Annotated in this window: 13 protein-coding genes; 4 read left to right on the top strand and 9 right to left on the bottom strand. The window is 62.1% G+C overall.

The window, feature by feature from the left end; genetic code table 11:
• Positions 1-129: 129 nt before the first annotated feature.
• Entirely contained in the window at positions 130-444 is a 315-nt protein-coding gene (locus tag F8N66_RS02930) for a carboxymuconolactone decarboxylase family protein (protein ID WP_150768737.1), read from the top strand.
• A gap of 213 nt (positions 445-657) precedes the next feature.
• Here the strand turns inward: F8N66_RS02930 and F8N66_RS02935 are convergent, their stop codons facing one another.
• On the bottom strand, positions 658-1,611 hold the full coding sequence (locus F8N66_RS02935) for a LysR family transcriptional regulator (protein ID WP_191622905.1): 954 nt from the start codon (positions 1,609-1,611) through the stop codon (positions 658-660).
• Between the two features lie 112 nt (positions 1,612-1,723).
• Here F8N66_RS02935 and F8N66_RS02940 point away from each other — a divergent pair, with 112 nt between their 5' ends.
• Both F8N66_RS02940 and F8N66_RS02945 read left to right on the top strand, forming a co-directional pair.
• Positions 1,724-2,464, top strand: a complete 741-nt coding sequence (locus tag F8N66_RS02940) for an AzlC family ABC transporter permease (RefSeq protein ID WP_150768738.1) — start codon at positions 1,724-1,726, stop codon at positions 2,462-2,464.
• A complete protein-coding gene (locus F8N66_RS02945) occupies positions 2,461-2,787 on the top strand; it encodes an AzlD domain-containing protein (RefSeq protein ID WP_150768739.1) in 327 nt (108 codons plus the stop codon). The genes F8N66_RS02940 and F8N66_RS02945 overlap by 4 nt, the downstream gene beginning before the upstream one ends.
• Here F8N66_RS02945 and F8N66_RS02950 read toward each other — a convergent pair.
• The 5 genes from F8N66_RS02950 to F8N66_RS02970 all read right to left on the bottom strand — a co-directional run bounded on the left by F8N66_RS02950 (position 2,768) and on the right by F8N66_RS02970 (position 6,578).
• Entirely contained in the window at positions 2,768-3,580 is an 813-nt protein-coding gene (locus F8N66_RS02950; protein WP_412070709.1) for a CHAD domain-containing protein, read from the bottom strand. The two genes, F8N66_RS02945 and F8N66_RS02950, sit on opposite strands and share 20 nt — an antisense overlap.
• A gap of 66 nt (positions 3,581-3,646) precedes the next feature.
• The gene (locus F8N66_RS02955) at positions 3,647-3,865 is read right to left on the bottom strand and encodes a DUF4287 domain-containing protein (RefSeq protein ID WP_150768741.1); all 219 of its coding nucleotides are present in this window, start codon (positions 3,863-3,865) and stop codon (positions 3,647-3,649) included.
• An 88-nt stretch (positions 3,866-3,953) separates the two neighbouring features.
• Positions 3,954-4,445: an HIT family protein gene (locus F8N66_RS02960; protein ID WP_150768742.1), complete on the bottom strand. Its 492-nt coding sequence runs from the start codon at positions 4,443-4,445 to the stop codon at positions 3,954-3,956.
• A complete protein-coding gene (locus F8N66_RS02965; RefSeq protein ID WP_150768743.1) occupies positions 4,436-5,560 on the bottom strand; it encodes a sensor histidine kinase in 1,125 nt (374 codons plus the stop codon). The genes F8N66_RS02960 and F8N66_RS02965 overlap by 10 nt, the downstream gene beginning before the upstream one ends.
• 40 nt (positions 5,561-5,600) lie before the next feature.
• Entirely contained in the window at positions 5,601-6,578 is a 978-nt protein-coding gene (locus F8N66_RS02970) for an alpha/beta fold hydrolase (RefSeq protein WP_150768744.1), read from the bottom strand.
• A 245-nt stretch (positions 6,579-6,823) separates the two neighbouring features.
• Here F8N66_RS02970 and F8N66_RS02975 point away from each other — a divergent pair, with 245 nt between their 5' ends.
• Positions 6,824-7,684, top strand: coding sequence for a hypothetical protein (locus tag F8N66_RS02975; RefSeq protein ID WP_150768745.1), 861 nt, complete (start codon positions 6,824-6,826; stop codon positions 7,682-7,684).
• Positions 7,685-7,840: 156 nt separating this feature from the next.
• On the opposite strand, the gene ahr is transcribed toward F8N66_RS02975, so the two are convergent.
• The 3 genes from ahr to F8N66_RS02995 all read right to left on the bottom strand — a co-directional run bounded on the left by ahr (position 7,841) and on the right by F8N66_RS02995 (position 11,972).
• The gene (ahr, locus tag F8N66_RS02985; protein WP_150768746.1) at positions 7,841-8,872 is read right to left on the bottom strand and encodes an NADPH-dependent aldehyde reductase Ahr; all 1,032 of its coding nucleotides are present in this window, start codon (positions 8,870-8,872) and stop codon (positions 7,841-7,843) included.
• A 353-nt stretch (positions 8,873-9,225) separates the two neighbouring features.
• Complete coding sequence (locus F8N66_RS02990; protein WP_150768747.1) at positions 9,226-10,632, bottom strand: aldehyde dehydrogenase family protein; 1,407 nt, start codon at positions 10,630-10,632, stop codon at positions 9,226-9,228.
• A gap of 275 nt (positions 10,633-10,907) precedes the next feature.
• Positions 10,908-11,972, bottom strand: a complete 1,065-nt coding sequence (locus F8N66_RS02995; protein WP_150768748.1) for an alpha/beta fold hydrolase — start codon at positions 11,970-11,972, stop codon at positions 10,908-10,910.
• Between the last annotated feature and the right edge of the window lie 293 nt (positions 11,973-12,265).

Consider the following 12,265-nt stretch of genomic DNA (forward strand, 5'->3'; position numbering starts at 1 on the left):
AGCTGAACATAGCTTAGCCTACTGTCGCTTTTCGCAAGTTTTTGCTGGTCGAGTCGTGCCGCTCGGGAGGAACATTGCCGGGATTGCGCCCCTCGGTTCAGGCCTCTACAGGCTCGCGGAGAGATGAAAATGGCCAAGAAGAAAGAGCACAAACCCTACGAAAACCTCAAGCAGCAATACCCCGCTTATCTGGACGCCGTCGAGGCACTGGGGGCGGCTGTTCGTCACGCCGGGCCGCTGGACGAGCGAACGGTGCAGTTGATCCAGCTCGGCGCCGCGGCGGCGATCCACTCCGAAGGTGCCGTGCACAGTCATGCACGTCGGGCATTGGAGGCGGGGGCTACGCCGGAGCAGATCCGGCATGCCTTGATTGCGTTGACCAGTACGATCGGGTTTCCGACGGTGGTGGCGGCGGTCAGTTGGGTGGAGGATGTGGTGGGGTAGCGGATTTTTAGCCGACCTGCTTTCCCGGATGTACGCGTTCCCCTGTAGGAGCGAGCCTGCTCGCGAAAAACGCCCAGACACCGCGTTCATTCAGACAGCCCGCGTTATCGTTGGCGTCCATCGCGAGCAGGGCTCGCTCCTACAGGGGATCGGGGCACCAGCCAACGCCAGGTCGGCTTTAGGGCCGCCTCATCCAACGCCAACACCACACCCTCACGCAAACTGCCCAATCAACCAATCCCTGAGCCGCTGGCACGCCGGATCCCCGGCTTTTTTCTCGTTGATCATCAAATACTGAATCGCCTCCCTCAGCGCCAGTTCTTCCGGCACCGGCCGAACCAGGCGCCCCTGCTGCACCAGAGGCTTGACCAGATGATCCCAGCCCAAGGCAAGCCCTTGATCATCCAGCGCCATTTGCATGAGCAAGCCGTAGTCATTGCTACTGAAATACTGCGGGCTGTCCGAGGCCGGGATTTGCAGGTCGTGGGACTGGAAGGCGAACCACACATTCCAGTCGACCTGTTCCGTCAGCTGGGAACGGCCATAAGGGTTGAGATCCAGCAGCACGCCGTTGCGCATGCCTTGCGGCGTTCCCGATTCGGGATGTGCCTCCAGGTAGCGGGGCGTGCACACTGGATAGACCACTTCATGAAACAGCGGGATTCGCTGATAGCCGGGACCCAGGTCAATCGTCTTGGTAATCAGGATGTCAGGCGTGATGCCCGGCTCCATGACCTGGAAGTGCTGGGTGGTGATGACATTCAGGTCGATATCGGGATGGGCGCTGAAGAAGTCTTTGAGCCGGTGGGATAACCAAAGCGCCGAGAAGGCGGGCGAGCAGAACAGCGTCAGCGTGCGCTTGTCGCTCTTTTCCCGGCGAATTCTCTCGGTTGCCTGAAAGATGTTGAGCAGTGACAACTGGGCCGCATCGAAGAGTGCGGTGCCCGCCGTGGTCAGCCTGATTTCCCGGCCCGTACGGGTGAACAGTTCCGTGCCCAGATGGCTTTCCAGCTCACGAATCTGGCGACTGATTGCCGCCTGGGTCACGCACAAGGCTTCGGCCGCCCGGGTGAAGTTGCGATACTTGGCGGCTGCCACGAACGATCTCATGGCCTTGAACGACGGCATTGCGATCAGGGCCTGGTCCGGCGAGGCGCTTTTAGCCATAACAAAAACTACCTGTTTTCTCGTAAAAAAAGTTGGTTCTGCCCGTCCAGTCCGGGGTCCACACTCTACCGTACGCAGCGCTGCGGACCACTGTTCAAAAAAAGGAAAGGCAATGCCGTACCCGACAGGCAGGAAAGCATTCATGGGCGGTGTCCGGGCATTACTACCGTTGATCCCCGGCGTTATACCGTTCGGCCTGTTGACGGGGGTGATGGCGATCAACATGGGGATGTCGCCCGGCACCACCATGGGCATGACGCTGCTGTTCTACTCCGGCTCCGCGCAGATGGTCGCCCTGCAACTGCTGCACAACGGTGTGTTGCCGATGGCGATCGTGGTCACGGCGCTGGTCATCAACCTGCGCTTTATCATGTACAGCGCTTCGCTGGCGCCGCACCTGCACGCGTTGCCCCGGCGCTGGACCTGGCCGGTGTCCTACATGCTGTCCGACCAGTCCTACGCTTTGTGCACGCTCAAATTGTCGTCCGGCGAGCTGGGGCGATTCGCCCATCACTACTATGCCGGCACTGCGGTTTCCATGTGGCTGTGCTGGCAGGTCTCGGTGCTGGCGGGCGTCTATGTGGGGGCGAGTATCCCCGAGACCTGGTCATTGGGCTTCGCCATTCCGCTGTCATTCCTGGCGCTACTGGTTCCCGGCATACGCAATGCGGCCAGCCTGGGGGCCGCCGTGGTCGGCGGTGCGATTGCCGTGCTGGCCGTCAACATGCCCTACAACCTCGGGCTGGTCACGGCGTCCATCGGCGGTGTCGTGGCGGGCCTGTTGATCGAGAGCGCCCGCAAAAGCCCGTTGACCACGACCCTGGCCCGTGACATCGAGGGGGAGGCACCATGAGCGACTGGTCCTTGTGGGGAATGTTTGTGGTGATCGGCCTGGGAACGTTCGCGATGCGCCTTTCGTTTGTCGAACTCTATGGCCGCCTGCGCATCCCGCCGCTACTGAGTCGCGCTTTGATGTACGTGCCGGCCAGCGTCCTGGCAGCCCTCGTGCTGCCCGCCGTGGTGTACCCCAACGGTCACGGCGAATTCGTGCTCGCCAACCCGCAGATACCCGCCGCCATCATTGCCGCCTGGGTCGCCTGGCGGACGCGCAACACCGTGCTGACGCTGGCGGCGGGGATGGGCGTGTTGTGGCTGCTCAAGTACGCGGGTTTGTAGTGCGCCGGGCCCGCTCAGGCGTGCCCAGGTCTTTTTCAAGGTGATCAAGCAGCGACGCCAGTTTCAGCTCGGCGTCGGCCAGGGCCTGTTCCGATGCGACTTCCCAGAAGGGTGCGATTTCCAGCAGATCACCTTCAGCCTCGGCCCGCAGGCACCATTGATGGTGATCGTGCCAAGAGCCAAGCGAGGCCTGGACCGACTTCAGTTGAGCCCTGGATTTGCCCTTGAGCGGCGACAATGCCGGAAACGCCTCGGTGAGGTATCTGGCGTTTTTGACGATGATTCGCAGCTCGTGCCGGTCAAAATGCGGGTCACGAAGTCCGTCGATCAGCTGCTTGAGTCTTTTCCTCAGCGCTTTGTGAACCTGGCGTTTGACACCCGCCAGCGCGCCCGCTCGCTCGGCGGTCCGGAACAACTCAGGCCATCGATCCAGCTCGACAAACAATCTGTCGAGCACAGGGCTGCCGGCGAGGTTCCGATAATGGCCCGCCAGGGTGGCGCTTCGACGCGTCGCCTGGCGCGTATAACCCCTTTCCTGCAGTTCACCGATGATGACCTCCAGGTCCCTCGTGGGCGTTGTCATGCGGCCGACTTCAGCGGCCGCCTGATTCAACGCGGCGACCTCGGGCATGATGCGCAGCGGGCGCAACAGACTGCGTATTTTGCGCACCGAAATCCTCAGGTCATGCAGGGCTTCGCGGTCGCTGTCGGCTTGCAACCGGGCGCGGGCGTGATAGAGGGAGACTTCCAGGCTGATGATCTTGGCTACGAAATCGTCGACAAAAGACATCATCGTCCTCGCTTGTGAGTGGGTGACCACAGCGAAGCCGGGAGGGGGCGCTGTGCGGGGCCCCTAACGTCAGGCGCCTTGCTTGCTCGCTAAAAAGTACGCCACCAACGCATTGGCATGGCCATGGCCCATGCCGTGCTCAGTCTTGAGCCAAGCCACCATTTCCATGTGCTTCTTGCCGGCCACTGTGCCCAGCAGCGCCAGCCAATGGGTGATGGGCTGCCCATACTTTTTTTCAATGGAGGGGAAGTAGGACGCCGGTCCTTTTACTTTTTGATCTTCGGTCATGGTGCAAACTCCTTTTTTGCGTGACGACTATTGGCTCAATGGCCGATTCCAGCGTGCAGGCAGACTGGAATCGGCTCAACACATCAAACTAGATTTCCCGCCCGAAGGCCAACCGCAACTGCCCGATCGTCTGCTCGATCGAAGCCCCCTGAATGCTCGGCGGCTCCGGGCTTTCGCCGAATTCGCGCCAGATGAACAGGGTCAATTCCGCGCCATCGGTCAGTGGGTGGGCGTCGGCGCCCGCGCCGAAGTTCTTCAGCACCTTGTAGCGCTCATCCTGGTAGAACAGCGCCTCGACCCAGGGGTATACCGGGATGAAGTGAAAGTGGATGGGGAAGCGAGGGTCATGGCCGAATCGACTGATGTAGAGCCATTTGGGTTGCAGTTCCGTTTGCAGGATTTTCTGCACGCGGGCGAGCAAGACCCCCATTTCGACCAAGGCCTCTTCCGGCAGGTCGGACAATGAACGCACGGGGTGTCGGGTCCCCAGCACCAGATAACCCGGAAGCTTGGACGACATGTGGTGATTGAGTATCCAGTGAGCGGTCTCATGGATGATGAAGCGTGGTGCTATGTCCATCGTTGGGTGTCCGTTGTCGAAGCCGGGAGTGAGAATGAAAAAATCGCGCCGCCATCGGGCTGACTGTCTGCCCAAATGCGCCCACCGTGCAACTCGATAATTGAGCGGCAGATGGACAAACCGATTCCCATGCCATCTTCTTTGGTCGTGAAAAACGCATCGAACAGCAGCGCAAGGTGTTGCGGGTCAATCCCTGGGCCGTTATCGCGAACCTCCACTACCGCAAGACTCTCCTTCCCGTGAATTCGTACGTGCAGCTCCCTGGGCAAGTCTTTGCGGCCCGTCATGGCCTGCAGGCTGTTCATGATCAGGTTGATCAACACCTGCTGGAGCTGGATCCGGTCACCCGACACCTTGGGTGAGCAGCCTTCGACCTTGCGCAACAATTGCACCTGCTGGCTCTGGATTTCCCGGTCCAGCAGGGCAAGTGAGTCTGCTACTACCGATTCTAGATCCAGATCTTCGTAGTGCGAATCGCTTTTGCGGGTCAGGTTGCGAATTCGCCGGATCACCTCGCTCGCCCGATGGGCATTGCTGGCGGCTCTTTTGATAGCGACACGGGCTTCGTCCAGGTCGGGAATCGGGCGATCGAGCCAGCGGCTGGCCGATTCGGCGCTGGAGGCGATGGCGGCCAGCGGCTGATTCACCTCGTGGGCGATGGACGCCGCCATTTCGCCCATCGTGGTATTGCGGCTGATGTGGGCCAGTTCAAGTTGCGCGCGATGCAGCTGCGCTTCGACGTCATGGGTATGGGCTAGCAAACTCAGTTGTTCCTGTAATTCATCACTGGTGCGCCGGTTCTTGACAGCCAGCCAGGTGGCGATGCCGATGGCCGTCAGGCTGATCAGGCAACGCGCCAGCGCGGTGCCGAAGGGGTGTTCGAGGTGGGACACGAAGAAACCGGCCAGCGTCAGCGCGCCACAGATGAGCGCAACCCGACGCAACCCGCGCAGGGTGCACGAACCCATGGCGATCATGATCACCAGGACGTACAGGACAGCCACCGCGATATCCAGCTCGGTCAGGGTATCGACGATGAATATCGCGAGGGTGGTGGCCCACAGTCCCAGGCATGCCGCGCTGGAACGCAGGGCGCCGGACCTGATGTCAATCATGATCCGGCCCCTGCGGTGCGCTCGCGTCGTGGCTCCAAGGTCAAGCCTTGATGAACGCCAGAAGGTCCTTATTGATGACCTCCGTGTGCGTGGTGCACATGCCGTGGGGCAGGCCGGGGTAGGTTTTCAGCGTGCCGTGCCTGAGCAGTTTGATCGACAGTTGCGCGGAATCGGCGATCGGTACGATCTGGTCGTCTTCACCGTGCAGCACCAGGGTCGGCACGTCGATGTTCTTCAGGTCATTGGTGAAGTCGGTTTCCGAGAAGGCCTTGATGCAGTCGTACTGCGCCTTGATCCCGCCGTTCATGCCCTGGCGCCACCAGTTATCGATGACCGCTTCGGAGACTTTCGCGCCTGGGCGGTTGAAGCCATAGAACGGCCCTGACGGGAAATCACGGTAGAACTGGGTACGGTTGTCGGCCACGGCCTTGCGCAAACCATCGAATACTTCCAGGGGCAGGCCGCCCGGGTTGTTCGCGGTGCGCAGCATGATCGGCGGCACGGCACCGATCAGCACTGCCTTGGCCACCCGGCCACGACCATGACGCGCGACATAGCGCGCCACTTCACCGCCACCGGTGGAGTGGCCGATGTGCACGGCGTTCCTGATGTCGAGGTACGCCATCAGCTCTGCGACGTCGGCGGCGTAGGTGTCCATTTCGTTGCCCACGGCGGTCTGCGTCGAGCGGCCATGACCACGGCGATCGTGGGCGATGACCCGGAAGCCCTGGCTGAGGAAAAACAGCATTTGCGCATCCCAGTCGTCGCTGGAAAGGGGCCAGCCGTGATGGAATACCAGGGGCTGTCCCGTGCCCCAGTCCTTGTAGAAAATTCGCGTGCCGTCCTTGACCGTGATCATGCCCGAGCCTTTGCCTTTGCCGGCGGGTTTGCGGTCCGCGCCGGACGCGGAGGGTGCCTGCTGCGCTGCCAGCGCAGGGACCGCCACGACCAGGGCGGCGGCCATGGCACCGGTTGTGATCAGGCCGCGACGGGAGGTTCCGCTTGTCTCATCGTTCATCATCAACACCCACTTGAGTTTTGGAAGTGGTGAGAAATTTATGGGCAAAGACGTGCACTGACCACCAGACATGGGTGTCTGTGATTAATGCTTTGGTATGAAGGCCGGGGCGGGTTTTTCTGTACAAAATGAGCATTTGGCGCAAGCGACACATGCTCGTCACGACGATGGTTTATTTACGGAGCCAACGCCAGTAGATTAGGCAGCGGTTTGTCGACCAGCCGGCCTCACAACAAGGAAGATTCATGAACGTCAACTCATCCTCGTCTTCATCCAGCGCACTGATCGCTGCCTATACCTCTGCCGCCAATACCCGGGGGACGGATGCCCGGGGCAACGTCGCCAGCAGCGATCAGGCGACAGGCAAAACGCAGAATGATGACTCGGTGAATTTTTCCAGCACGGCCACCGATTACAGCGATTCCATTGCCAGCAACGCGCCGTACTTTCCGGTGCGCGCGGGGATGAACGCCGACGCGCTGATCCTGGGCGTCGCCAAGCCTGGCGCGATTTCCAGCTCGAAGGACAAAACCTTCGCCGATGTGGCCCTCGATGCCCGCAAGCGCATGGACGAGAAATACGCGTTGATGAAGGACAGCGGCAAGCCGTACGACAACAGCGTGCAGGATCGCAATGCGCTGATGGGCGACCTGGACCGGCGTTCGCTGTACGCCATTTCCACCAACGAAGGCGGCAAGTTCAGCAAGGAAGAGCAGACCGCGGCGCAAGACCTGATGCGCCAGCAAGCGCAACTCGCCACGGGCTACTACGTCGGGCCGGAAGATCAGAAGAAGAACTGGAAAGACCCGTTCGCCAACGACCCGGTCGGCCGTGCCAAGGCGGCGCTGAACTTCCTGGACAACATGAGCCCCGAAGAAAAATCCACGCCGCAATGGTTGACCCAGCGCTCGACCATCCAGACCGCACTGAGCCAGGCCACCGCGGCCGACCCGGTGGAACTGGCGAAGAAAAAACAGCTGTACTTCCCGATCCTCGCCGAGATCCTGCAGAACGGCACCAGCTGGTTCGACAAGAAAGAGGCGGACGAGGACAAGTCCAGCGAATTGCTGAACCGGCTGCAGGCGGCTGTTCAGTCGACCAAGTGAGGCGGCCTTAAAGCCGGCCTGCTTTCCCGGATGCACGCGTTCCCCTGTAGGAGCGAGCATGCTCGCGATGAACGCCCAGACACCGCGTTCATCCAGACAGCCCGCGCTATCGTTGACCTCCATCGCGAGCGTGCTCGCTCCTACAGGTCATTCAGGTCATTTCCGCGCATCCAGCACCACCCGATAACGCGCCTTGCCGCTGCGCAAATGATCGATGGCCTCGTTGATCCGGCTCATCGGAAACTGTTCGACTTGCGGCAAAATCTGATGGCGCGCGCAAAACTCCAGCATTTTTGCCGTGGTGGCGGGCGAGCCCACGGGGGAGGCAGACAGGGTTTTTTGTTGGGGGAGCAAGTCGAACACGTGCACCGGAATCGCGCCGGGCACCACGCCCACGAAATGCAGGCGGCCCTTGCCGCGCAGGGTGGCGAGCATCGCGGCCCAGTCGAGGTTGGCGTTGGCGGTGACCAGCACAAAATCCAGGGTGCCGGCGATGGCCTTCAGCGCGTTGCTGTCGGTCGAGGCAACGACATGGTGCGCGCCCAGGCGCCTGGCTTCCTCCTGCTTGCTCAATGACGAGGTGAACGCCGTGACCTCGCAGCCCCAGGCGTTGAGGAAGCGCAACGCCAGGTGACCGAGGCCACCGACGCCCACGACGCCGACCCGGTCAGTGGGCTTGACGTTGAATTGCACCAGCGGGTTGAACACCGTGGAACCGGCGCAGAACAAGGGGCCGGCCAGGGCCGGGTCGATCTCCTTGGGAATCGGCAGGGCCCAGGCCCAGTGCGAACGCAGCCGATCGGCGAAACCACCGTGGCTGCCGATGATGGTCGGCCTGGCGGTGCCGCAGAGCTGGTGCGAACCTTCGATGCACGAGGCGCAATGCATGCAGCTGCCCTTGAACCAGCCAATGCCCACCCGTTGACCGACCTCCAGGCCGCGCACCTGCGAGCCCACCCGCACGATACTGCCCACCACTTCGTGGCCGGGGATAAAGGGGTATTGGCTGATGCCCCAATCGTTGTCGATCAACGACTGGTCGGAGTGGCAAACGCCGCAATACTCCACGGCGACTTCAACCTCTTCTTCACCCAGGGGCCCGGGATCGTAGCTGTAGCGCTCCAGCGGGGCGCCCGCCGCGGTGGCGGCCCAGCCGGTGAAAGTGGTGAGTTCGCTGCTGTCGCTCATGGGAGACCTCCAGATCAGGAGACACGGGATTGGCCGCTCATGTGCAGCTCATGTGCAGCGGCGGCGGAGCCAGAGAAGTGTAGCGGGTCTCTTTTGTGGCGCCATTGCCGTTCGTGTCAAACCCCGGAGGTCGTTCACTTTAGCCTGGCGAGGCGGCCTGATTCACGGGCATGCGCGTTCCCCTGTAGGAGCGAGCCCTGCTCGCGAAAAACGCTCAGACACCGCGATCATTCAGACAGGGCGCGTTATCGTTGACGTCCATCGCGAGCAGGGCTCGCTCCTACAGGGGAACGTCTACACCAGCCAACGTCAGGTCGGCTTTGAGGCCGTCTCGCTTTGACCCATCGCGGCTCTCACCCCCGCACCGCCCGAGAACGCCAGACCATCATCTTCTCGACCTGCATGTCCTTCATGGTGTGGGGAATCCCGCCCACGCCATGCCCGGACAGGCGTGCCCCGGCGAACGGCATCCAGTCGACGCGGAAGGTGCTGCTTTCATTGACCATCACCGCCGTGGCGTCCAGGTCCTGGTAGCACTGCATGGCGGTGTCCAGGTCCTGGGTGAATACCGCGGCCTGGAAGGCGTAGGGCAGGGCGTTGGCCAGCTGGATCGCGTCGGCCAGATCGTCGTAGGCGTACACCGCCACCACCGGGCCGAACACTTCTTTTTGCATCACGTTCGAATCGATGGACGGATTGAGCAGCACGGTGGGCGCGTAGCAGTTGTTGTCCAGTACCCGGCCACCGGAAACCAGGCGCGCGCCCCCGGCGACGGCTTCATCGACCCATTGGCCCACGCGTTTGACTTCACGCTCGGCGATCAGCGGGCCGACGTCGGTGCGCGGGTCGGTCGGGTCACCGACCACCATGGCAACGCCCAGCTGGCCCAGGCGCTCGGCGACCTGTTCGGCGATGCTGCGGTGGCAGAAAATCCGTTGCACGCTGACGCAAACCTGCCCGGCGTGGAAGAACCCGCCACGGGCGATGCGCGGCAGGGCGTCATCGAGGTCGGCATCGGCGGCCAGCATCACCGGTGCCGCACCGCCGTGCTCCAGCGCACAGCGGGTGCCCGGGGCGAGGGTCGAGCGCAGCATCCAGCCCACTGCGGCCGAACCGATGAAACTGAAGAAACCCACCCGGGCATCGGACACCAGTTTGCCGGTGATGGCGTTGTCGGACGGCAGCACCATTTGTGCCCAACCCTGGGGCAGGCCGGCCTCGACCAGGATATCGATCAGCGTCCGGCAGCTGAGGGGGGTGTTGGCGGCCGGTTTGACGATCACCGGCGCGCCGACGGCGATGGCCGGAATCACCTGATGCACGATCAGGTTGAACGGGTGGTTGAACGCCGAGACGGCCGCCACCACGCCGATCGGTTCAAGCTGGGTGAACGCCACACGGTTGGCCGAGGCCGCGTTGACGCCCATGGGAATCACGTGACCGCCCTCGGTGCGCAACACTTCAATGCTGTTGAGGATGCCGTCGATGCCGCGCTCGACTTCGGCGAGCGAATCCTTGAACGGCTTGCCGCCTTCGCTGGCCGCTTGCGTCGCGATCTCGACCTTGCGCTCGGCAATCAACCCGGCGGCACGATGGAGGATTTCAATGCGCCGAGGCATGGACAGCCACTGGCCGCGGTCGCGGAACAGGCCATGGGCGACACTCAAGGCCTGCTCGACTTCGGCTTCGCTGGAAACGGCCACATGACCGATGACCGCACCGGTGTAGGGCGCGTGCACAGCCAGGGTTTGTTCAGACATGGGAGTTACCTCGAATCGTACATTGACGGGTTGCCGTTTTAGCGAGCCCTGGCAGATCAAAAGATCGCAGCCTGCGGCAGCTCCTACAGAATCGGGTTTGCACCCGGACATTGTAGGAGCTGCCGCAGGCTGCGATCTGTCGATCCGCCCAAGGGCTGCCGGACATCGCGCCAAGGTAGTCTTGAGCGAACATTTCGAAAACTGAATAATTCAGAAGCGTTTATTCAGTTTTCGAGAAAAACCACGGATCGCCCAGGTCGGCTGCCGAAGCGCTATCAGAGGTGGTCGGCGTCGATGATGGCCTTGGCAAAGGCCTGCGGATCTTCCTGCGGCAGGTTGTGGCCGATGCCACCGCTGATCAGTCGATACTCATACTTGCCGGTGAAGCGCTGGCGGTAATCCTCGGCTTTGGGGTGCGGTGCGCCGTTGGCGTCGCCTTCCATGGTGATGGTCGGCACGCTGATGGACGGCGCCTTGGCGAGTTTCTGCTCAAGGACGTCATATTTCGTTTCACCCTGGACCAGGCCCAGGCGCCAGCGGTAGTTGAAGACCGTGATGTCGACATGGTCGGGGTTGTCCAGGGCGGCGGCGCTGCGATTGAAGGTGGCGTCATCGAACGCCCATTGCGGCGAAGCCAGCTGCCAGATCAACTTGGCGAAGTCGTGGGTGTTTTTTTCGTAGCCGGCGCGACCACGGTCGGTCGCGAAGTAGAACTGGTACCACCACTGCAATTCGGCCTTGGGCGGCAACGGATTCTTGCCGGCCGCCTGATTGCCGATCAGGTAGCCGCTGACCGAGACCAGCGCCTTCACCCGCTCAGGCCAGAGCGCCGAGACGATATCGGCCGAGCGCGCGCCCCAGTCGTAGCCACCGAGCACGGCCTGCTTGATCTTCAGCGCGTCCATGAAGTCGATGACATCGCTGGCCAGTGCGGCGGGCTGGCCGTTGCGCACGGTCTTGTCCGACAGGAAACGGGTATCGCCATAGCCCCGTGCGTAGGGCATCAGCACCCGGTAACCCTTCTGCGCAAGCAACGGGGCGACCTGGTCATAGCTGTGAATGTCGTAGGGCCAGCCGTGCAGCAGAATGACCACCGGGCCATCGGCCGGGCCGGTTTCGGCGTAGGCCACGTTCAGCAGCCCGGCGTTGACGTGCTTGAGCGGGCCGAACGGCGCGTCCGCGGTGGCCGGCGCGGTGACGGCCGCAGGCGTGGCGGCGCTGGCGTGAGCGTTGGTGGCGGCGAGTGCGCCTAGCTGCATCAAAGCGAACGCGAGGACAGAAGGGCCCACCAGGTGGCGGCGTGTTTTGCCGGAATGACCTTTCGACGACTGCACTTGCATGTGGGGTTCTCCTGTCAAACGTGGGGGGCGTGGAAAGAGGTACCGACAGGTATAGCCTGTCGTTCGCGTTGAAGGCCGGGTATCGAGTGTCTTCAACCTTGGCGCACAGTTAAGCGTGGGGAGGTGTCTGGGCTGTTTCAGAAAAGCGGGCGGGTGAAAGCTTATGTATCGGGGTGGGGGGGTAGATACATTTCGATACATGGCGGGGCGGTGTGGGGTGGGGTACATATCCGTTGCTGCGGTCACGGCGGCTGGTGGTTTCGCCCTTACGGCGAGTTACTTGGAACAGCGCC

It is taken from the genome of Pseudomonas fluorescens, assembly GCF_902498195.1.
In the GTDB taxonomy this organism is placed as follows: Bacteria; Pseudomonadota; Gammaproteobacteria; order Pseudomonadales; family Pseudomonadaceae; genus Aquipseudomonas; species Aquipseudomonas fluorescens_BU.